The 21,073-nt window shown below is 67.0% G+C and carries 15 protein-coding genes; 6 read left to right on the top strand and 9 right to left on the bottom strand.

What is annotated here, in order from left to right; translation table 11 throughout:
- Positions 1-43: 43 nt before the first annotated feature.
- The 6 genes from wecB to A39O_RS0109630 form a co-directional block, all read right to left on the bottom strand.
- Positions 44-1,150, bottom strand: a complete 1,107-nt coding sequence (wecB, locus tag A39O_RS0109655; protein WP_026199282.1) for a non-hydrolyzing UDP-N-acetylglucosamine 2-epimerase — start codon at positions 1,148-1,150, stop codon at positions 44-46.
- Positions 1,151-1,272: 122 nt separating this feature from the next.
- On the bottom strand, positions 1,273-3,615 hold the full coding sequence (locus A39O_RS0109650) for a DUF1631 domain-containing protein (protein WP_026199281.1): 2,343 nt from the start codon (positions 3,613-3,615) through the stop codon (positions 1,273-1,275).
- A 196-nt stretch (positions 3,616-3,811) separates the two neighbouring features.
- Positions 3,812-4,201 carry a fluoride efflux transporter CrcB gene (crcB, locus tag A39O_RS0109645; protein WP_020504444.1) on the bottom strand — a complete coding sequence of 130 codons (390 nt, stop codon included), beginning with the start codon at positions 4,199-4,201 and terminating at the stop codon, positions 3,812-3,814.
- 16 nt (positions 4,202-4,217) lie between these two features.
- On the bottom strand, positions 4,218-6,050 hold the full coding sequence (gene glmS / locus A39O_RS0109640; RefSeq protein ID WP_020504443.1) for a glutamine--fructose-6-phosphate transaminase (isomerizing): 1,833 nt from the start codon (positions 6,048-6,050) through the stop codon (positions 4,218-4,220).
- A 101-nt stretch (positions 6,051-6,151) separates the two neighbouring features.
- Positions 6,152-7,522 (bottom strand): bifunctional UDP-N-acetylglucosamine diphosphorylase/glucosamine-1-phosphate N-acetyltransferase GlmU, encoded by a 1,371-nt coding sequence (gene glmU, locus A39O_RS0109635; RefSeq protein WP_020504442.1) that lies wholly within the window; start codon positions 7,520-7,522, stop codon positions 6,152-6,154.
- Between the two features lie 43 nt (positions 7,523-7,565).
- Complete coding sequence (locus A39O_RS0109630; protein WP_020504441.1) at positions 7,566-8,096, bottom strand: FKBP-type peptidyl-prolyl cis-trans isomerase; 531 nt, start codon at positions 8,094-8,096, stop codon at positions 7,566-7,568.
- Between the two features lie 117 nt (positions 8,097-8,213).
- On the opposite strand from A39O_RS0109630, the gene A39O_RS0109625 reads away from it, so the two are divergent.
- From A39O_RS0109625 to A39O_RS0109615, 3 genes are all read left to right on the top strand, one after another.
- Positions 8,214-9,251: a lipase family alpha/beta hydrolase gene (locus tag A39O_RS0109625; RefSeq protein WP_020504440.1), complete on the top strand. Its 1,038-nt coding sequence runs from the start codon at positions 8,214-8,216 to the stop codon at positions 9,249-9,251.
- A 148-nt stretch (positions 9,252-9,399) separates the two neighbouring features.
- On the top strand, positions 9,400-10,758 hold the full coding sequence (locus A39O_RS0109620; protein WP_040527629.1) for a saccharopine dehydrogenase family protein: 1,359 nt from the start codon (positions 9,400-9,402) through the stop codon (positions 10,756-10,758).
- Positions 10,759-10,896: 138 nt separating this feature from the next.
- Entirely contained in the window at positions 10,897-11,268 is a 372-nt protein-coding gene (locus tag A39O_RS0109615; RefSeq protein WP_083924611.1) for an AI-2E family transporter, read from the top strand.
- On the opposite strand, the gene A39O_RS0109610 is transcribed toward A39O_RS0109615, so the two are convergent.
- Positions 11,188-11,865 carry a TVP38/TMEM64 family protein gene (locus A39O_RS0109610; RefSeq protein WP_040527649.1) on the bottom strand — a complete coding sequence of 226 codons (678 nt, stop codon included), beginning with the start codon at positions 11,863-11,865 and terminating at the stop codon, positions 11,188-11,190. The genes A39O_RS0109615 and A39O_RS0109610 overlap by 81 nt on opposite strands.
- 211 nt (positions 11,866-12,076) lie before the next feature.
- Between A39O_RS0109610 and A39O_RS0109605 the strand changes: the two genes are divergently transcribed.
- Positions 12,077-12,877: a Uma2 family endonuclease gene (locus A39O_RS0109605; protein WP_040527648.1), complete on the top strand. Its 801-nt coding sequence runs from the start codon at positions 12,077-12,079 to the stop codon at positions 12,875-12,877.
- 85 nt (positions 12,878-12,962) lie between these two features.
- Here A39O_RS0109605 and A39O_RS0109600 read toward each other — a convergent pair whose 3' ends face one another.
- Together A39O_RS0109600 and A39O_RS0109595 are read right to left on the bottom strand one after the other, a co-directional pair.
- Entirely contained in the window at positions 12,963-17,021 is a 4,059-nt protein-coding gene (locus A39O_RS0109600) for a translocation/assembly module TamB domain-containing protein (RefSeq protein ID WP_020504435.1), read from the bottom strand.
- A gap of 2 nt (positions 17,022-17,023) precedes the next feature.
- Positions 17,024-18,928, bottom strand: a complete 1,905-nt coding sequence (locus A39O_RS0109595; protein WP_020504434.1) for an autotransporter assembly complex protein TamA — start codon at positions 18,926-18,928, stop codon at positions 17,024-17,026.
- A gap of 314 nt (positions 18,929-19,242) precedes the next feature.
- On the opposite strand from A39O_RS0109595, the gene A39O_RS0109590 reads away from it, so the two are divergent.
- Positions 19,243-19,833, top strand: a complete 591-nt coding sequence (locus A39O_RS0109590; protein WP_040527627.1) for a 2-oxoacid:acceptor oxidoreductase family protein — start codon at positions 19,243-19,245, stop codon at positions 19,831-19,833.
- A complete protein-coding gene (locus tag A39O_RS0109585) occupies positions 19,817-21,070 on the top strand; it encodes a transketolase C-terminal domain-containing protein (RefSeq protein WP_020504432.1) in 1,254 nt (417 codons plus the stop codon). Before A39O_RS0109590 ends, A39O_RS0109585 begins: the two co-directional genes overlap by 17 nt.
- Positions 21,071-21,073: the final 3 nt, after the last annotated feature.

The raw sequence follows: 21,073 nt of genomic DNA, 5'->3' as shown, positions 1-21,073 counted from the left end.
GACGCGCGCTCATGAATCACGTAAGAGGCGGACGAAGCCCGCCTCAACGCGCCGCCAGGGCAGCGACGATCCGCCCCGCGGCAAGCCCATCCCCATAGGGTGAAACGCCACGCGCCATACTGCGATAGTGTACGGCATCGTCCAGCAGACGCTGCGCCTCAGCGACGATCGTCTCATAGACCGGGCCGACCAGTTTCACGACCCCGGCATCCACCGCCTCCGGCCGCTCAGTCTCCTGACGCAGCACCAGCACCGGTTTGGCAAGCGCCGGGGCTTCTTCCTGCACGCCGCCGGAATCGCTCAGGATCAGGTAAGACCGCTGCATGGCGCCGACGAAGGGCAGATAGTCCAGCGGCGGACACAGGATGATCCCGGGGCAACCGCCGAGGAGTGCTTCGGCAACATCTTTCACGTTCGGGTTCGGATGCACCGGGTAGAGGAACTGGACGTCGGGGTTGGTCTCGGCCAGGTGCCGGATGGCGCGGCAGATCGCGCGCAAAGGCTCGCCGAAGTTTTCGCGGCGATGGGCGGTGACCAGGATCAGACGCTTGTCCGGATCGATCGGCACACCGATCTCGGGGCGGCGGTCGGCAACGCTCAGCAGGGCGTCGATGACGGTGTTGCCGGTCACATGGATGGCGCTGTCGGCGACACCCTCCCGCAGCAGGTTCTGCCGGGCGCTTTCGGTCGGCGCAAAATGCCAGCGCGCCAGGTGTCCGGCGACGATCCGGTTCATTTCCTCCGGAAAGGGGTTGTCAAGGTCACCGGTGCGCAGTCCTGCCTCGACATGCCCAAAGGGGATCTTGCGGTAAAAGCACGCGAGCGCCGCGGTCATGACGGTGGTGGTATCGCCTTGGGCGAGGACCAGATCGGGGGTCTCCTGTGCGAGGGCCTCATCGAGCGCGATCAGCAACCGTGCGGTCAGTTCGGTCAGCGCCTGGTTGGGGCGCATGATGTCGAGGTCACGGTCCGGCGAGATGCCGAACACCGCAAAGACCTGATCGAGCATCTGGCGATGCTGCGCGGTGGCGAGCACCCGCGACTCAAACGCCGGATTCCGGGCGAGGGCGTGGATGACCGGCGCCATCTTGATGGCCTCGGGGCGGGTGCCGACGATCGACAAGACGCGAATCGGGGTGGTGTCGCTCATGATCGGCCTGCCGCTGTGAGAATAAAAACGCGAGGATACCCCGGGTGCCGTATAAAGACGACGCCGTTCAACAATCCACCCGATCCGTGGCTCGATGCGCGCCGCGTACCGAATGCGCGGCGCTAGGTCGCGGCACGCGTTGCCATGCCTTCCAACAGATGTGCGACCGCGCGGTCGGTCAACGGGGCCTGACTCAGCACCCGCGCGGTCCCTTTGCGCAGATGGTCGGCCAGGCTGGGCGTCGCCAGCGTCACGGCGTTCTCGCCCTGACGGTTGGCAAACAGACAGACCCCGCGCAGTTCACTGATCCAGTTGAGGCGTAGGGTTTTGCGCGTCCCTCGGAAACTCTCGAACTCGACCCAGGCGCCAACGCCCAGGGACCGGGCGAGCCACAGATGGCGATCCTCTTTGGGCACCATCCGGCTCACCGCGGCGATCGGTTCCGCCGGGCGATATTCAATGCCCGACGGACCATCGACCAGTTCCAGCGTCCGCAAACCCTTGCGCGCATCTTTGCTCGGCAGAGTCGGCGGCACCGACGCGGGCGCGGTATCAGGCGGTTCACGTTGGCTGTCCGGGGTGCCGTCCTTATGCAGTGCACCAACGTGCAGCTTGATCAACTGGCCGAAAAAGGGGTCCCAGGCATCATTGCGTCCGACGGCCTCGATCGCGATACGCAGCCGTTTCAACAAGTCCGGCAACAGGGTGAGAAGCCGGTTACGCTCCGCCGCTCCCCGCTTTGGCTGGACGCTCCAGATCAGGTCATCCAGCGCGGCCAAGGCCGCGATCCACGGGGCACCCTCACCGCCCGAGCGAACGTAGGTGTTCGTCAGGACCAGGCGCCAGTGGCGGTCGACGAACTCGGCAACCAGGGCGGGCACCGCCCGCTGCGCCAACCGCGCGCGGAGTTCCGCGTCCACGCGTGTCTTGACGACCTCCTGGCGCTCGCGCTGCGCGAGTCTGTACACGGCAGCGGTGGTTCGGGTCTGCGCCCGCGCCTCCTCGTCCTGGAGGAAGTTTGCGAGTTTGAGCACCTGCTTGGCAAAGACGTTGATGTCGGTATCAAAGCCGGTGACTACGGCATCGATGATGGGCTGGATCTGGGCGATCAGACGGGGTTCATCGGCTTCGTTGCGACCCACCCCCGAGTTCGCGATAAGATCGAGCAGGCGCCGGGCCGGGTGCCGTTTGTTGGAGAAGAAGGCTTTATCCAGCAAGGCCGCCTTGAGCACCGGAATTTGCAGCTTGGCGATCTCCGCGCGCAGGGTTGCCGACAGCTCAGGGTCGCTGAAAATGGCATCGAAAAGCATGGCCACGATATCGATCGTCAAGGCATCAACCGGGTGCGGCTGACTCACCATCGCCGTGACGCGCAGTTGCCGCAGTACCGTGGTGGATTCCGGGTCGATCTGCACCTGATCCGACCCGACCCAGTGACGGGCATCCGCACGGCCGCGTTGCAGGCCGGTCAGAGACTCTATCAGTTGACCCAATCCGAGTGACTCCTGATGCGGGTGGTTCCGTGCAGACGATCCCGGCCGCCGGTAAGGGTTGCTCGTGGCTGCCGTGATCGCACGCGCAAGTTGGGCAAACACCTCATTCTCGAACTGTTCGGGCGCACCAGGGTCGGTAACGCCGAGCCCTGCCGCTGCCCCGGCGATCCGCGGCATGGCGACGCTTGGTTCGAACTCAGCCAAGCCCAAGTGTAACGACGACCCTGCCGACACGGGTTCGCGCGACTCGTCGCTTTGCCCCGAATCCGGCATCCCGATCGGAACTTTGGGCGGGATTCCATAATCGATGAGATGGCGGTTGAGGTCGTCATAGAGACTCGGAAGTTCAACCGCCGTCTGACGTTCGAACTGCTTGAGGAGCATCAGCGCCACTTGATCCCCAACTTCCAGTACGGCACAGGCATTGAGCATGGCCGCAAACAGGGCGCGCGGGTAGAGCGGATTGTCGTCCTGGCTGATCCGCGGGAGACACAGCAACCCGGCGAGGCGACGGTCAAGCGCGCTCAGTTGTGATGCGCAGCGACAAGCGGCACGGACTGCAAGCTCGTTGATCGCCAGATCGCGCTCGAAGTCGTCGGCGTCGATCGGGCGGCAGTCGGCGTAGCCATCCGGAACACCGCGATCAAGTCGGAGCGCGGCGACGTTGTGATCAAAAACCTGGGCGTAGCTGTTACTGAACTGTGCCAGCAGCGCTTGGCCTCGACTGCTCAACAGATCCATCGCCGCGAAACACAATTGCTGTTGGTTCAAGCTGGTAGCACGATCAGCCATGCCGAGCAAATCGTCGTTCGCCCGCCCCAGGTTCTCGGCAAAGGCCGTCGCAACACCTTGGGCAAGCCGGTCGCGGCAGACCATCAGCAGGTCAGCCGCATCGACACGCGGTTGCCCCTCCTCAGATCTGGGTATTTGAGCCGCATGGAGCAGCACATTCGATGATTGAAAATTCGGCATGGACTAGGTCCCATCAGGCAGAACCACTCTGCGCCTTATAGCACAAAGACCAGCCTAGCTTAGCGATATGGCCCGCGTTCGGTCGTCACCGATCTGCCGACCCCTATTCTCTCGTTCTTGGAAAGCACACTTTGATACCAAGTATAAACAGGGAATGTTGTGTCACGTTGCCAACCCGATCACATCTCGGGCCCCATCAGCCCCGCGCAAGCAGCAGGTGAGCCAGCGCCATGCCGGTGACCGTCAGGACCAGCGAGCCGGCGAGGTGAACGCCCGCGGCGGCAAGGCCCCAGCCGTACTCGCCCCGCGCGAGCATGGTCACCACTTCAGCGGAAAAGGTCGAAAAGGTTGTGAGTCCGCCGAGAAAACCGGTGATGATAAAGAGTCGCAACTCCGGCGGGAGACCCGGATGGCGCGCCATCCAGGCCACGGCGAGGCCCACCAGCAGGCCGCCCAAGAGGTTGGCGGCCAGGGTTCCCAGCGGTAAAGAGGGGAAGATGGGGTTGAGACGCAGACCCAACCCCCAGCGCAGCAAGGCACCCAGACCCGCCCCGGAAAACACCGCAAGGACGGCAATGAGATTCATGGCCCGCTGACGATCGTTATTCGACCGTCACCGACTTGGCAAGATTGCGCGGCTGATCCACGTCGGTGCCCTTCAGTACGGCGACATGGTAGGCAAGCAGTTGCATCGGAATGGTGAAGATCAGGGGATCGATCAGGTCATCGGTCTCCGGCAGCCGGATCACGGTCACCCCGGACTCTTCCGTGAGCGGGACGGCAAAATCGGCGAAGACGAAAAGTTGACCGCCGCGGGCGCGCACCTCCTCCAGATTCGACTTGAGCTTTTCCAGAAGGGCGTTGTTCGGTGCCACGGCCACCACCGGCATGTTCTCATCGATCAGGGCAAGCGGACCGTGCTTGAGCTCACCGGCCGGGTAGGCCTCGGCATGGATGTAGGAGATTTCCTTGAGCTTGAGCGCGCCCTCCATCGCGATCGGGTATTGCTCCCCGCGCCCCAGGAACAGGGTATGCTGTTTGTCGACGAACTGCTCGGCCAGGGTGGCGATGCGGTCATCCAAAGCCAGGACCTGTTCCATCTTGCTCGGCACCGACCGCATCAGGGCGACCATGCGCGCCTCTGCCGCCTCGCTCAGGCCGTGATAGCGCCCCAGGGCGGTGGTCAGCAACAACAGTGCGATCAGCTGGGTGGTGAAGGCTTTGGTGGACGCCACCCCGATCTCGGGGCCGGCATGGGTCAGGAGCACCAGATCGGACTCCCGCACCAGCGAGCTCTCCGGGACATTGCAGATGGCGAGCGTCGTGGCATAGCCGGACTCCTTGGCGATCCGCAGGGCAGCCAGAGTGTCCGCCGTCTCGCCGGACTGCGAGATGGTCACGAATAGGGCAGACTCGGGGACCACATGACGGCGGTAACGGTATTCGCTCGCCACCTCCACCGTGCAGGGGAGTCCGGCCAGTGACTCCAGCCAGAAGCGCGCCACCAGCCCGGCATGATAACTGGTGCCGCAGGCCACGATGGTGACCGCCTTGACTTGGGCGAACAGGTCCGGGGCGGTGTTGCCGAAGCCCTCCGGCAACACCCGGTTGCCGGCCAGCCGGCCCTCGAGCGTATCGGCGATGGCGCGCGGCTGCTCGAAGATCTCCTTCAGCATGAAGTGGCGGTACTCGCCGCGCTCCGCCGAGTCCGCGGCGACCGCGGACTCCTTCACCGGGCGCTTGACCAGTTCACCATCGCGACTCCAGATCCGGACCGTGTCGCGGGTCAGCTCCGCGATGTCGCCTTCTTCCAGGAAGATGAAGCGATGGGTGACCGGCAGCAGGGCGAAGACATCGGAGGCGATGAAGTGTTCGCCGAAGCCGACGCCGATGACCAGCGGACTGCCCTGGCGGGCGGCCACCAGATGTTCAGGATCCTGGGTGTCGATCACGCCCAGCGCAAAAGCGCCGGTCATGCGTGCGGTGGCACGGCGCACGGCCTCGATCAGGGGGTAACCGGCGGTCAACTCGTCATAGACGGCGTGGACCACCACTTCCGTATCGGTCTCGGAGGTAAAATGGTGTCCGGCCGCCTTCTGCTCGCGGCGCAGTTCCTCATGATTCTCGATGATCCCATTGTGGACCAGAACACAGCGGTCACGACAGATGTGCGGGTGGGCGTTGCGCACGGCGGGCTCGCCATGGGTCGCCCAGCGGGTGTGGGCGATCCCGAGCGTCCCCGACAGCGGCGCGGCCGCAACCTCGTCACGCAGACGCGCCACCTTGCCCAGGGTGCGTAATCGATTGAGCTTACCGACCTGGTCCAGAACCGCAATGCCCGCGGAGTCATAACCGCGGTACTCAAGGCGCCGCAGCCCCTCCAGCAGGATGGCCGCGACCGGACGTTGGGCGATGGCACCGACAATGCCGCACATGGTAGTTACTCCGCAATGAAAGAAAAGAACGCCAGGAGTCCAAGGCGTCAGCCTTGGCCCCCGCAGACCAAGGCGGAAGCCCCGGACTCCCGCAACGCGCCTCAGACCTTGGGCAACTTCTTTGGCCGCTGCCAGCCGGGGATGGTCGCCTGGCGGGCACGGGTGACCGTCAATTGGCCGGGCGGCGCATCCTTACTGATCACCGAGCCAGCCCCGATGGTCGCCCCGGCACCGACGGTCACCGGAGCGACCAGCGCGGTATTGGAGCCGATGAAGGCACCGTCTCCGATGACGGTGACAAACTTATTCGCCCCGTCGTAGTTGCAGGTAATGGTGCCCGCGCCCACGTTGACCCCGGCGCCGATCTGCGCATCGCCCACATAGGTCAGATGGTTGACCTTGCTGCCGACACCGATGCCGGCCTTCTTGATCTCGACGAAGTTGCCGATGTGGGTGTCGGACGCGAGCCGGGCTTCCGGCCGCAGACGCGCGAACGGACCAATGCGCGCCCCCGTGCCGACCGCGGCACCCTCGATGACGCAGTTTGCGAAAACTTCGGTCCCGGCGCCGATATGGCTGTCACGGATCAGGCAATTAGGTCCGATGCGCACCCCGTCGCCGAGCTGCACCTCACCCTCGCAAATCAGGTTGATATCGATGAAGCAGTCGCGCCCCGTGGTCAGACGGCCGCGGATATCGATCCGCGCCGGGTCGGCCAGGGTGACCCCATTGCGCATCAGATCCGCCGCCAGGCGCTGTTGGTGAAAGCGTTCCAGGGCCGCGAGTTGCAGCCGGTCATTGACCCCGGAGACTTCTTCGATGGTCAGCGGATGGACGCTCGCGACCCGCACCCCATCAGCCACCGCCATGCCGATGATATCGGTGAGATAGTACTCGCCTTGAGCATTGGCATTGGTGAGGCGCCCAAGCCAGGCGTCGAGCCGGGCGCGATCCGCCACCAGAAAACCGGTGTTGGCCTCGCGCACGGCCAACTCCTCCGGCGTCCCGTCCTTCTGTTCGACGCTGCGCAGGATGCACCCCGTTGCATCGCGGATGATCCGGCCATAGCCGGTTGGGTCATCCATCATGGCGGTGAGGATGCCCAGACTGGTGTCGGCGGCGGCATCGATCAGACGGTGCAGGGTATTCGCATCGACCAGGGGCACATCGCCGTAGAGCACCAGCACGCGGTCCATAGCAGCCACCGCGGGCATGGCCTGCATGACGGCATGGCCGGTCCCGAGTTGTTGGGCCTGCTCCACCCATGCACAGGCGCGGGTGGACAGGGCGGCGCGCACCTGCTCACCCCCGTGGCCATAGACCACCACGGTCGCCGCGGCACCGAGGCAGGTCGCGGCGTCCAGCACATGACCCAACAGCGGCCGGCCGGCCAACGGGTGTAGGACCTTGGGCAGGTCGGAGTGCATGCGCTTGCCCATTCCGGCAGCCAGGATGATGACGCCGAGCTTCATGTGTACGATTCCTCGCGGAGTGGTTGATGCTGGAGCCTGGAGTTCAGTGGAGCGCGCTGCCCGGCAGGGCGCCGGCCAGACCGTCCTGAGTCAGCTCAGCCGCGGTCGGTTCGCGCACTTCTTTGATCCAGACATGGACCTTGAGCGACTTACCGGCGAGCGGGTGATTGCCGTCGATGGTCAGCGTGCCCTCGCCGATGCGGGTCACGTAGAAGGTGCGAACGTCACCGCTGTCGTTCTGCATCTGGACCTCGGCGCCCACGAAATGAAACTCGGGCGGGACGTTGTCCAGTGAATCGGTAAAGGTCAGGTCCGGATCATGAGGTCCGAAGCCGTCCTCCGGGGTGAGCAGCAGGTCCACCTGATCACCGGCGCACTTGCCGCTGACCGCCGCGTCCATGCCGCCGATCAACTCGGTCCGGCCGCCATGGATGTAGCCGACCGGCAGATCGGTCTGCTCCAGGATGCTCCCCTGGGTATCGGCAATGCTGTAGGTCAGACTGACATACTTGCCGGGACGGACAACCTGAGCGGATTGCGGGTCAGGCCGGGCGGGAGGCAGGGAATCGGACATAGCGCACCTGGATGCCTTGGCTTAAGTCTGGGAGCGCTAGGGTACCGCACTCGCCCCGTTTCGATCCAAGCCTGTAGGATAGGAGGACGACCTGGGTATGGGGGTGGGGAATCGCAGATGCGTAAAGAGTCAGCTCAGTGGCGGTGGCGGGTTGCGGGCGCCGTGATCCTGATCGCGGCGCCGGCGGCGCTCTGGACCTGGTGGGCCGAGGATCATCCACGCGAGGAGCGGCGGCTGCGTGCGCTTGTCCATGACCATCTGGAGCACTGGTTTCCCGATCAGATGGCCGCCAACGATGGGTGGCACGGGCTGCATCCGCGGACCCCACCGGGCGCTCCCGCCGCAGCCCATGTCGTCCTGGTGCACGGACTCGATGAACCGGGCACCATCTGGGATGACCTGATCCCCGCCTTGGACGCGGTCGGCACCACGGTCTGGGAATTCCGCTACCCCAATGATCAGGGCATCGACCGCGACACCGCCTACCTGGCCGAGCACTGGCCGACGCTCCCGGCGGACCAGCCCGTCGTGCTGGTGGGCCACAGTATGGGCGGGCTCGTGATTCGGGACTTTGTCTCACGCTGGCGTCATCCGGTGGGTCTGCCGGCGCGGGTCGCGGGGCCGCCGGTGCGCGGCGTCATCCTCGGCGCGACGCCCAACCACGGGTCCGCGTGGGCGCGGTTACGCGTCTGGCTCGAACTGCGCGACCAGTTCCATCTCGGCACAGACCGCCGCTACTCACTCTTCGCCGCCCTGCGTGACGGCACCGGCGAGGCCAAGATCGACCTGCGTCCCGGCAGCGACTTCCTGACTGAACTGAACGCCCGGCCCTGGCCGCGGGAGATCCCGATCCTGCTGATCGGCGGTGTGCTCCTGCCGTCGGAGTCGCAGTGGCGTGAGGGCATCGCCCAGGCCGCGGCCGACACCCAGTCCGCGGAACTCGGGGAGACACTCGACGCCTGGTGGTCCAGCCTCGCCGACGGGCTGGGCGATGGCGTGGTCACCCTGGAGTCGCTCGCCCTCCCGGAGGCGGCGCCGCCGATCATCGTGGAAGCCTCGCACCGCGGCATGTTCCTGCGCTACCTCCCCGGCGACCCGCAGCCGCCGGCGATTCCCCACGTCATCGCCGCACTGCGTGCCTGGGAGCAGGATTGAGCCGTCAGGCGGTTTGCGGATTCGCAAATCGCCTTGAGCCATTCACTCGCTATTCACCGCGCGCCTGCGCGTAAACTACGCGGACCAGCCCCACCGCCGAACGGCGCGGTGCCGGTCTGCATCCAACACCTGATCCAAGGAAATCGCGATGTCCCCAACCGACCCCCCCAGACCGACTGCCTCAGGCCCTTGCGACCCACTCAAGATCGTCTTCTTCGGCTTGGGCGCGGTCGGGTCCAATCTGCTGATCTGTCTTGCTGAATTGGCCGAGCGCGACGGCGTCCCGGTGCGTTTCGTCGTCTATACCATCGACCCGGCGGGGGCACGGGATGCGCTCTTCCACGCCGAGCGGTTGTTCGACCGAATCCGCTTCATCGGCCTGCCGGACTTCGCCCCGATCTTCGCCGGTGCCGCCGCCCACGACACCGAAATGGCCGGCGCCGCGCTGCTGGTGAACGCGGCCCTGCCCGAGTTCAATTGTCCGATCATCGAATTGGGGATTCGCCTCGGCGCTCATACGCTGGATCTCGCCGCCGAGATGTATAACGAGCGAACCGACCGCACCCTGACCTTCGCCCAGTACGATCATGATGCGGCGCTGCGGCAGCACGGGGTCGCCGCACTGATCAATCAGGGCATCTCGCCCGGTGTAACCGATTTTCTGATCGGCGGCTGCATTCATGAGATCCTTGCCGCCGGGCGCTATGAGCTCGAGATCGAGAGTGTGGATCTGTACTTGCTCGAAGACATCGAGGCCGACTCGGTGGTCTTTTCCTGGTCCCCACTGACCGCGCTCGATGAACTGGCCGCGCGTCCGCGCACCCTGATCGACGGCCGCATGCAGGTCATGGAACCTTTCGGCATGGCGCGCTATTACGCCTTTCCGAATGAGCCGCGGCCGACCCGCCAGTATCCGCTTTATCAGGAAGAACTGCTCTCGCTGCATCGGGCCTTTCCCGAGATTCCGACCATCGGAGTCTATACCGGAGGCTCCGAGGTGGAACTGGTGAAGGCGCTCTTTCAACTCAACCTGCTCTCCAAACAGACCCTGCCGGACCAGCCGGAACTGACGGTCGAGGCGATGGTACGGGCCATCCTGCCAGGCATGCAGCGGCCCCGGCGGATCGAGGAACTGCTGCGCAACGGGGTCATCCGCCGCACCCACTTCTGCGCCGCCGCCGAAATCCGCGTTTCCGAGACGGTCCGCAACGACCGTCAGACGGTGGTCGAAACCCTGGGGCTCAGTTATCACCGGTATCAGGGGCTGCTGGGATCACCTTACGCGGGAGCCACCTACATCTCCTATCCGACCGGGGTGGGGGCGGCGATCATGGCCTGGCATACACTTCAATACGCTCGCACCACCCCAGGTGAGATCGTCGGCGTCATCACCGGGGAAGACCTAGCCCGATTGCTGCCCCGCGCCAGCGCGGATGCCATCCGCCGCGACCTGGTCGCCTGGGATATCGATCTGTTCCAGAGCCTGCGCGACGCGACCGAGTTGTAAGCAAGTGCAGCACTCCAGCTATAGCGCTACCGTTTCCGACCGTTGTCGTAATCGTAATCGACCCGACCGAGACCCTCGGTCATATCCCGCAGTGCCGACGATCGGTCGACTACGACAACGAATAGGAACGGTAGCGGAATGATTGGCCTACCGCACCAGACGATTCTCGGACAGTCTATTAGCTCCTACCAACACGAGAGAACCCTGGAACCCCGCTTCATGGGCCGCGGACTGGGAATCTCGACCCTGGCCGTATTCCTCTCGCTGCTGTTCTGGGGCTTTGTGTTCGGGACCATCGGGGTCTTCCTGTCGGTACCGCTGACCATGGTGCTCATCATCGTCCTGGATGCCAGCCCGCTGACCCGCCCCATCGCCATCCTGCTCGGCCCGGATCTCGCGCCGGAAGCGCCGCCCGCATCAGGCGACGGCTCAGCCGGGCCGCAGACGCCGGCGCAGCAGACCCAGGACCTTCTTGCCCAGGAGCGGCAGGATACCCAACAGGGCCAGTGACGCGATCAGGTCCGGCGAAAACACGTCGGACAACTGCTCGACCTCAGCCAACTGGGTACCGGCATTCACATAAACCAGAATGCCGGCCAGCATGCCGAGTTGCGTCACCCAATAAAAGGTGCGGCTCTGCATCGGCGTCAGCCCCATCACCATGTTGATGATGAAGAAGGGAATCACCGGCACCAGCCGCATGGAAAAGAGATAGAAGGGACCATCCCGCGCCACCCCGGCATTGACGGCGGCCAGCCGCTCGCCAAAGCGGCGCTGGATGCTGTCGTGCAGGATGAAGCGGGACAGCCAGAAGGCCAGCACCGCCGCCAGCGCGGCAGCGAACGAGGCGATCAGCACGCCCTTCCAGAAACCGAACAAGGCACCGGCGATCACGGTCATCAGCGCCGCGATCGGTAGAAACAGCGTCACCACCACGAAGATGGCGAAATAGCCGCCGACCACCAGCCAGGGCTGCTGCAGGTACCAGGCATCAAAGCGGTCGTGACTGGCCTGAAAGGCGTCGAGCGTCAACTGATGATGCAGCCCGAAAGCAAAGAAGGCGACGATCAAAGCGGCAATGGGCAGCAGCAGGGCGAACCGTTTCATGGACGAATACTCGTGTTGCGGGGTCGCACGACGGCGTTTCCGCAGTGGACCCGAATCCATCATGATACCGCGTCGCGCGGCGGCCGCGGGTGCGATCAGAACTGGTACCCGGAATCTCGATCACCACATCAGTTCTGATCGCACCCGACCGCTGCCCGGCTTCATCTATACTCCGATCAGCATCCGCCCCCCAGGCCGCCGGAGCGACCGCATGAGCAACAGCCGACTGCAACCCGACACCGGTCCCTTCCGGGCCGATCAACTGCGCGACGGTGACCGCTACGAGCTCACCAACGGCCACCCCATCTACTGCGCCCCCGCCGGACGGGACCACGCCGGTCCCAACGCGACCGGTGCCGCCCTGCTCGACAGCGACCCGGATGTGCAATGGACCGGCGTCGATGCCGGCTATTCGCCGGACCCCGGGACGCTGCGCGCACCCGATGTCTCGGTGGCTACCCCGGGCGGAGACGGCGGTTGGATCCCCGATGCGCCGCTGCTGGCCGTCGAGTACGCCGCGCGCGGCCAGGACGAGGCGGACCTGCGCACCAAGATCGCCGATCTGCTCGGCCACGGCACTCGCCTGGTATGGGTGGTACGGTTGGTGGGTCCGCGCCGGGTCGAGGTCCATGCCCCAGGGCAGCCGCTGCAGACCCACGGAATCGGGGAGTTGCTCGTCGCGCCCGGCATCCTGCGCAATCCGGTTCCGGTGGCCGCCCTGTTCGACCGCGACGCCGCGCAGGACGTGATCCTGCGCAACCTCCTGCAGCGGCGCGGCTACGCCGGCCTGGAGGCCATTCGCGAGGAGGGTCGCGAGGAAGGCCGTGATGAGGGCCTGGCCGATGCGATCCTGACCCTGCTGGCCGCCCGCGGCCTCACGATCGACGACGCGACCCGCGACCGCCTGCGCGGGACCCGCGACGCCGGCCAACTGCGCGCCTGGCTGCTCGCCGCGGCCCAGGCCGAGACGGTGGTTGGGCTGTTCGAATCTGAATATAGCGTTCGCACCTGATATCCAGACAGAGCTTCGTGTAGGGGCGGGTTTGAAACCCGCCCCTACGTCCGGTTATCACGTCCGAAGGCTATCGGGAACCGTTTCAGTATTCATGCTCGAAGGCCGCACCCGCTCGGGTGCCGCCGGAGGCGCCGACATCCGCTTCCACCCTGATCCGCGGCGTGACCTCGATGCGCAGCACACCCTGGGTTTCACCCGCCCGCACGCCCTGGCGGGCACCGAGATAGACCCGCTCGGTGAGTTGGCGACCGGTCTCCAGGCTGGAGTCGCCGCGGTCATCGGTTCCCAGCCGCAGACGCTCCAGTCCGAGCCCAGTACTCACGCGATCCAGTATTCCCAATCCAAGCAGACCGCCGCCCAGTTCGACACCCGCGAGCGAGGCCGCCGCCGTCCCAAGCCGCACCGCCTGCACCGGCGACAAGCGTCCGCCGGCAACCCCGAACAGCAGGCGGGACAGCACCTCATCCTGCGGCAGCGGAGGTTCCCCGCGCAGTTCGATCCGCGGCTGTTGCGCGGTGCCCAGCACGGCCAGGATTGCGGTGCTGCCGGCCGCCGTGGCGCGCGCCTCGAAGTCGAGTGTGGGATCGATTCCGTGGGCCCCATCGAACCCGATCCGCCCGCGGCTGAACTTCAGGGTCTGACCTGCCAGGTCATAGCTGCCCCGCCGCAAATCGAAGCCGCCGCTGATCGCCGGATCGGCCAGGGTCCCGCGCAGCCGCACCTCGCCGCCGAGTTCCGCGTCGACCCCGCGGCCACTTACATAAACGGCACGAGGGGCGGCGAGCAGCAAATCCAGCCCAAGCTCAGGAGCCAGGGTCGACGGTCGCGCTGCCGCGACCGGACGGCCGCTACCGCCGCGCTCCCGAACCTGGAGGGTGACGACGGCGGCGGGCAGACGCTCGGGCAGCCGGACCTCGATGCGGCTGAAGCGCACCGTGCCGACGGCGTCGAGGAGCTCGGCCGCGCGTCCGGACAGCCGCAGGTCAGCGTCTCCCTGCACATCCAGTTGATCCAGTTGGATCGGCCTGGCCTGGCGCGCGATCAGTCGCAGATCGACCGGCACTCCGGGCGCCAGCACGCCGATCGTGCCGGTGAGTTCGACCGTACCGCGTCCCGCACCCGCGCCTGTTCCCGATGCAGCGGCCGTCTGCGCCGTCAGACGTTCCACCCGAACCTGATCGTCGTCCAGTCGCAAGCGGCCCTGAATCCCGGTCAGGGCCAGCCCGATGGTGCGGTCCCACAGGGCCGCATCGGTCAGTCGCAGCGTGCCGTCCAGGCGCGGCGCCGTGATCGTGCCCGCAATGGCCGTGGCGAGCACCGCCTGCCCGCTCAGTTGGCGGCCCCCGCTGGTCAGCAGCGGGTCGAATAACGCGAGATCGACCCGTCCGTCGGCGCGCAGCGCCAAGGTCCCCAGGGCAAACGGCAGCCGTCCGGCGACCCGTCCCTGCACCCGCAGATCGGTGCGCGGCCCGGTCGAGGCCCGGGCATCCAGCCGCACCCCGTCAGCGGCGAGATCCGCCGTGACCTTGATCTGTGCCGGCGGAATCCCCCGACCCGGTCCCGTGGTCAGACGCAGGCCGCTCGCCTGAGCGCGCACGGAACCCAGTGGGGCGTCCAGGGTTCCGGTCAGCTTGAGATCAGCACCCAGGGTGCCGGTCAGGGGCAAATCCGGCGCGACCAGTTGCACCAAGTCGAGCGGCAGTCCGGCGACCGCCGCCCGGAATTCCAGCCGCGGTGTCAGGCGCCCGGCGACCTCGATCGAACCCGTCCGCAACCCCAGACGCAGCCGATCCACTCGCAGACCATCCGACAGGTCGAGCACGGCCGGGGCGAGCAGCCGCAGGGTCTCGCCGCGCGCCTGCGCCTCCAGGTGCTGGAGCGCCAGACGGCGGGCGGGGGCGTCCAGCCGCGCCCGGGCTGCCAATTGGAGCGGGCCGACCGGATCGGCCAGCCGTGCGTCTGCCGTCAGGTCGAGCGCGGCGGCCGGGCCGCGGATGCTCAGCGACGCCTCCCCGCCGACCGCCCCCAGCGCAAGCCCACGCAGGTGCAGTGTCGCCTCGGTCCGCGCTTGCCCCTGGGGCTCGGTCACTTGGGCGGTCAAGGCGAGCGTCTGGACCCCGACCGCGCCAGGGAGCATCAGCCCCTCGCCCGCCGCCTCGATCAGCGCGGTGCCGGCCGGGGTCAGGGTCAGACGCGCGCTCAGGCGCCCGGCCAACCCGGCGGCCGCTTCCGGCGGCAGCAGCGGGGCGAGATCGGCCAGCCGCTCGACCCGCAGCCGCAGCTCGCCTTGCGGCAGCGCGGCCCCGCGCGGCAGGCGCAGGGTGCCGGCGGCGGCGACACTGGCCCAGCGGCTGTCGCCGAAGGCGAGGTTCAGGCTGCCATCGGCGGCACGTTCGGCCTGGAGATCGATCCTGACCGGCTGCCCGGCCCAATCGCCCCGCAGGTCGAGTGACCCGTCGGGCACGGCGGGTCGGGCGCTCAGACGCCCGGTCACCTGGCCAGCGAGAGGTCCCGTGCCGACACCTTGAAATCCGGCCTGCGCGGTCAGATCGGCGACCAGCAGGGGCGCCCGCGGCTCACCCTTGAGTTCACCCTGGGCCTGGATCCGCCCGGACCAGCCGGGGGCCAGGACGCTGAGGTCGGTCAGGTCCAGCGTCCAGCCCAGTGCCAGGACGTCTCCCGCGGCCCGGCCCTGGACACTGGCCTGCAGCCGTGCGCCCTCGATCCGGGCCGCGGCGATCTGCCAGGCCGCACCGTCGGCGCGGACGGACAGTGCGAGACGGGCCGCTGGCCCGAGCAGCCCGGCGATGGGTGCCGGGGCCTGGGTGAGCGCCAGCTCGCCTGTCGCGTCGAGGCGGGACGCGCCATCGGCGACACCATCGAGGTCGAAGCGGGCGCTGCCGGCCAGCGCCGTGCCGGCCAGACCGCTCAAGGCGGCAAGATCGGGCAAGCGCAGGGTCGCGTGCCCGGCGCGTGCAGTCAGGCCAACCGCGGCCTGGAGGTCGATGAGTGGATGGCCGATGGCGATCTGCACCGGGAGCGCGGGGTCCGCGGGGCTCAGTTCGCCTGTCAGGCGCAAGGGTACGGCCGCCAGCGTCTCGGGCAGCGCCACGGGCGTACGCAGGCCGCTCATCTCCAGTGCGAAACCCAGACGCGTCGCGTCGCCCTCGGCGGTCGCGATCAGGCGTTCCACTGAGAGATCGCCGGCCGCCGGCCCGTCCCACTCGACCCGTGCCGTCCCCCGCGGTGCGCGCAGGCTGCCGTCCAGATCCGCCCTGACGCTGAGCCGCTGCCAGGCGATGGCCGGCAACCCTTCCAGCGCCAGCGCCAGGGCCGGCACCTCGGCGGAGAGGCGCAGCCCGGCGGCGGACTGGGACTCCAGATCGAGCACGCCCGCCGCGGTGGCCTGGAGCGGTCCGGCCGCGAGCTCGGCGTTCAGGACGAGCGCCGTACGCGGTCCCGCGACCGCGGCGTCGAGACGCCAGCCGTCCAGCACCGCGGGCAAGCGCAGTCCCACCGCCGCGGCCAGCGCGGCGACCAGACCGCCGGGGGCCTCCTGGAACGCCAGGTCCAGCCGGTCGGACGCGCCGCCGCTGTCCAGATCCAATCGGTAGCGGTCCGTGCGGCCGGGGGCGGTGATCCGCACGCGCGCCTGCAGGTGCGCGGCACTCGCCACCGAGCCGCTGCCCGTGATGGTCAAGGCCGGCGCGCCCGGCACGGCCCCGTCGAGGTCCAGGCGGTCGATGGCCAGGTGTCCCAGCAGGATGCGCACCGGCAGCGCGATACCGACCGCAGCCTGCTCATCCCCGGCCGGCACCCGGTGCAGCACCACCGAGCGGGCCGTCAGCGCCGCGATGGTAATGGTCCCGCGCAGCAGCGGCAGCAGTTCGAGATCGAGCACCGCCTCCTCGACGACCAGCCAGACGCCGGCCGCGTCGCGCAGTTCCAGGCGCGCGATGCGCGGCGCCGTCGGCAGAGTCCCACTCAAACCCGACAGCATGACCTGCCCGCCGCTCAACTCCGCCAAGCCCCACGCGATGACCCGCCGGCCGGGGTCCGTATTGGCCGCCAACAGCAGCAGCGCCAACGCCAGTAACGGCAGCAGCAGGAGCGTCAGCAGTGGACGAAGGACGTGGCGCATGGCTAGAACGCCTGCCCGATGCCGATATAGAGTTGCAGCGGCGAATCCCCCTGATGCGGGTTGAGTGGGGTGGCGATATCCGCTCGGACCGGGCCGATGGGCGTGTGATAGCGCACACCGAGACCGAGACCGACCGCGAGTCCATCCGCGTCTGGAGTGCCGGTCGCGGATACCGCGCCGGCGTCCAGAAACATGGCCAAGCCCCAGTTGGCGCCGAAGCGGCGGCGCCATTCCAGGCTGGCCTCGAACAGACCGTCACCGCCCGCGGGCGTTCCCGAGGGCGTGCGCGGGCCAATGGATTGGAACGGATAACCGCGGACCGAGCCGCCTCCGCCGGCATAGAAACGCCAATCCGGCGGGACCTGATCCGCCACGGCGCCCAGGATGCTGCCGAGCACCAGTCGGCCGGCCAGCACCGACTGGCCGCTGCCGATCCGGGAGCTGGAAGGGCCCGCATGGGCCCAGGCCAACAGGTCGCCGAGATCCAGATAGGCCGATCCGGCCAGGCGCCCGCGCACGAAGCCCGGCCCATCCCGCGCCAACTCCTGACCCAAATGTTGGGTGGGCGCCGCCTGGGCCGTCAGGCGCAGGCCGCGCCGCGGATTCAGCGGATCGTCCGTGGTGTCGTAGGTCAGTGTCAGCGGCAGTGAGAGCAGGCGGTAATCCCGCGGATCGTCCTCCTGGGTGACCCGCGAACGCTCGAAGGCCAGGCCGGCGCTGCCGGACAACTGCTCGGAAAAACGCCGCTCCAGCACCGCGCCGGCGGTCACCGCCTCGCGGTCATAGGCTTCGAGGCTCTCGTTCACGGCGCCCAGATCCAGGCGCAAGGCCAGATCGCGCAGCCACCGGTCCGGGATGCGCAAGGACCCGTTGACCAGGTAGCTGGCCGCCTGCGGCCCACCCTCGGTCACCTGTCCGAGGTCGGCCCGCAGAGTCAGTTGCTCGGCTCCGCCGAACAGATTGCGATGCGTCCAGGCGGCCGAGCCGGTCGTACCCTCATCGCTCGAAAAGGCCCCGGCCAGGCGCACCACGCGCAACGGGCGTTCGGCCACGTCCAGGGTCAGAGGCAAGCGCCCCTCGGCATCCGGCACGGTTCCCGGCGTGAGCCGCGCCCAGGCCAGCACGCCGTCGGCCAGCAGGTCGCGGCGGGCGGCCTCCAGCCGGGCGGGGCTGAAGGGCTCACCCGGCTGCAAATCCAGACGGCGGCGCACATAGTCCTCGCGAAGTCGAGTCAATCCGTTGATTGTAATCGATCCCAAGGTCACCCTTGGACCAGGCTCCGCCAGATAGACGACGTCCATGCGGCGCGTGTCATGATCCACCAGCGCATCCGGCGGCGGAACCTGGGCAAGCGCGAACCCATCCTCCCGCAGCGCCTGCAATACCGCCTCCCCGGCGGCCAGCACCGCGGCGGCACGCGCTGGGTCGCCGGATTTCAGATTGAAAGCGGCACGCACATCCGCGGGTACCGGGCCGTCGAGCCGCACGATCCCCAGTCGGTACAGCGGACCGGACGCGATGTTAACCGCCACCTTGACCGGGGAGCCGGCGGGCCGATCCTCGAGCACGGGGAACAGGGTCGGATCATCGATCGCGCGCCCCGCGATCCGGATTTGAATCCTGCCGTCGTAGTAGCCGAAGCTGCGCAACACCGTATCGAACCGCACGGCATCGGACTCGGCTCGGGCGAGCAGCGCAAAGGGTCCCACCGGGGCGCGCTCGCGCAACCCGGCGAGTTGGGACGCATCCCTGATCGCCTGATCGATTGCGGCATCACCGGTCGGCATGATCACCAGGGTGTAGGCGAGGGGGCTCGCGGCGCAGACCAGTGGGCCGGAACCCAGACCGGCCAGCAGTCCCGCCATCACCACCAGCCAGGCCAGCGCGCGGCGGGCACGGTGGGCCATACAGCGCCAATCGACTGAAAGCTTAGCCGATCTCACGCGCGATGGCACCAGCGCAGGGAACAATGAATGCGGTCGCGTTTCATCTCAGTGACGCCGGCAGGCCCCCTCGTCGTCGCAACGCCCGAGCACCGAACGCCCAACAGGGGGCGCTCAGGATACTACGAACAGACTGACTCTTCGGCAAGGCGGACCGCGGGGTTGCACAGCATTATCGTGTACGATGAGATTTTTTGATGCAAAACTCGGGTTCGGCTGCTACAACGTGCCGCGGAACTTCCAATCGCACCAACAACACCAAAGGGGACACTATTGTGATGTTTCAAGTCCGCATCCATGGCCGCGGCGGCCAAGGCTGCGTTACGGGAGCAGAAATGCTCTCGATCGCCGCATTTCTCGAACAAAAACACGCGCAGGCCTTTCCGAGCTTCGGCTCGGAACGCACCGGGGCGCCGGTGGTGGCCTTCTGCCGGATCGCGGATCGCGAGATCCGGCTGCGCGAACCCATCATGCAGCCGGACGGCCTCATCATCCAGGACCCCACCCTGCTCCACCAGGTGGATGTGTTCAGCGGGCTGGTGCCGGACGGCTACGTCCTCATCAACACCAAGAAGAGCTTCGACGACCTCGGCATCAGCGAGCGTTTCGCAGGCTGGCACCACTCCCACCTGTGCACCGTCCCGGCGACCGAGATTGCGATGGAGCACATTGGGCGCCCGTTACCGAACGCCATCCTGCTGGCAGGCTTCGCGGCGATGAGCGGGGCGGTCTCCCTCGAGTCGGTCCACGCGGCAATCAATGAGAAATTCACCGGCAAGGTCGCGGCAGGCAACATCGCCGCCGCCAGCGCCGCCTATGAATTTGTTAAGAAAGAATCGGAGGACTACCGCCGTGCTGAAACAATGTGAAGGCTCCCATGCGGTCGCCGCGACCGTGGCCCTGTGCCGGCCGGAGGTGATCTGCGCCTACCCGATCTCGCCCCAGACCCATATCGTGGAAGGGTTGAGCGAGATGGTGCGGGACGGCACCCTGCCGGGCTGCGAGTTCATCAATGTCGAATCGGAGTTCGCCGCGCTGTCGGTCGCCATCGGCTCGTCCGCGGCCGGGGCCCGCTCCTACACCGCCACCGCGAGCCAGGGCCTGCTGTATATGGCCGAGGCGGTCTGGAACGCCTCCGGGCTCGGGTTGCCGATCGTGATGACGCTCGCCAACCGCGCCATCGGCGCGCCGATCAACATCTGGAATGACCACACCGACTCCATGTCGATGCGCGACGCGGGCTGGATTCAGCTCTTTGCGGAGAACAACCAGGAAGCCGCCGACCTGCACATCCAGGCCTTCCGGCTGGCGGAAGAAGTCTCGCTGCCGATCATGGTGTGCATGGACGGCTTCATCCTGACCCATGCCTACGAGGGCGTGGACATTCCGACCCAGGAACAGGTCGATGCTTATCTGCCCCCATACGAGCCACGGCAGGTCCTCGATCCTCGTGACCCCGTCTCCATCGGCGCCATGGTCGGCCCGGAAGCCTTCACCGAGGTGCGCTATCTCGCGCACGCCAAGCAGATGCAGGCACTGGAGCTGATTCCCCAACTGGCGGCCGAATTCCAACAACAATTCGGGCGTGATTCGGGCGGACTGATCCGGCAATATCGCATGGAGGACGCGGACACCGTCGTGATCGCCCTGGGTTCGGTGCTGGGCACGATCAAAGACACGATCGACGACCTGCGCGACGAGGGAAACAAAATCGGCGTACTCGGCATCACCTCGTTCCGGCCTTTCCCGCTCACCGAGATCCGCGATGCGGTGAGTCATGTGCGCCGGGTGGTGGTCGTGGAGAAGTGCTTCGCCGTGGGCATCGGGGGCATCGTTTCACGCGATGTGCGCTCCGCCATGCGTAACCGGCCGCAGCCGCTCTACTGCGTGGTCGCCGGGCTCGGCGGGCGGGCCATCACCAAGGACTCGCTGCACCAATTGTTCATGGAAGCGATCGAGGACAAGCTCGAACCGCTGACCTTCCTCGATCTGGATTGGAATGCCGTCAACCGTGAGCTCGAGCGCGAGCGGCTGACGCGCCGCTCGGGTCCGATCGCCGAGAACCTGCTGCGCGACCTGGGGGTCGTGGCCGCCCGCGTTGGTTGAGTG

Source organism: Lamprocystis purpurea DSM 4197 (assembly GCF_000379525.1).
In the GTDB taxonomy this organism is placed as follows: Bacteria; Pseudomonadota; Gammaproteobacteria; order Chromatiales; family Chromatiaceae; genus Thiodictyon; species Thiodictyon purpureum.
The sequence above is the reverse complement of the archived record's forward strand: the minus strand, read 5'-3'. Positions and strand labels throughout refer to the sequence as shown.

What these genes read in the sequence shown, in the direction of transcription:
- wecB (WP_026199282.1), bottom strand. Translation starts at nt 1,150, where the DNA reads ATGAGCGACACCACCCCGATTCGCGTCTTGTCGATCGTCGGCACCCGC.
- A39O_RS0109650 (WP_026199281.1), bottom strand. Translation starts at nt 3,615, where the DNA reads ATGCCGAATTTTCAATCATCGAATGTGCTGCTCCATGCGGCTCAAATA.
- crcB (WP_020504444.1), bottom strand. Translation starts at nt 4,201, where the DNA reads ATGAATCTCATTGCCGTCCTTGCGGTGTTTTCCGGGGCGGGTCTGGGT.
- glmS (WP_020504443.1), bottom strand. Translation starts at nt 6,050, where the DNA reads ATGTGCGGCATTGTCGGTGCCATCGCCCAACGTCCGGTCGCGGCCATC.
- glmU (WP_020504442.1), bottom strand. Translation starts at nt 7,522, where the DNA reads ATGAAGCTCGGCGTCATCATCCTGGCTGCCGGAATGGGCAAGCGCATG.
- A39O_RS0109630 (WP_020504441.1), bottom strand. Translation starts at nt 8,096, where the DNA reads ATGTCCGATTCCCTGCCTCCCGCCCGGCCTGACCCGCAATCCGCTCAG.
- A39O_RS0109625 (WP_020504440.1), top strand. Translation starts at nt 8,214, where the DNA reads ATGCGTAAAGAGTCAGCTCAGTGGCGGTGGCGGGTTGCGGGCGCCGTG.
- A39O_RS0109620 (WP_040527629.1), top strand. Translation starts at nt 9,400, where the DNA reads ATGTCCCCAACCGACCCCCCCAGACCGACTGCCTCAGGCCCTTGCGAC.
- A39O_RS0109615 (WP_083924611.1), top strand. Translation starts at nt 10,897, where the DNA reads ATGATTGGCCTACCGCACCAGACGATTCTCGGACAGTCTATTAGCTCC.
- A39O_RS0109610 (WP_040527649.1), bottom strand. Translation starts at nt 11,865, where the DNA reads ATGAAACGGTTCGCCCTGCTGCTGCCCATTGCCGCTTTGATCGTCGCC.
- A39O_RS0109605 (WP_040527648.1), top strand. Translation starts at nt 12,077, where the DNA reads ATGAGCAACAGCCGACTGCAACCCGACACCGGTCCCTTCCGGGCCGAT.
- A39O_RS0109600 (WP_020504435.1), bottom strand. Translation starts at nt 17,021, where the DNA reads ATGCGCCACGTCCTTCGTCCACTGCTGACGCTCCTGCTGCTGCCGTTA.
- A39O_RS0109595 (WP_020504434.1), bottom strand. Translation starts at nt 18,928, where the DNA reads ATGGCCCACCGTGCCCGCCGCGCGCTGGCCTGGCTGGTGGTGATGGCG.
- A39O_RS0109590 (WP_040527627.1), top strand. Translation starts at nt 19,243, where the DNA reads ATGTTTCAAGTCCGCATCCATGGCCGCGGCGGCCAAGGCTGCGTTACG.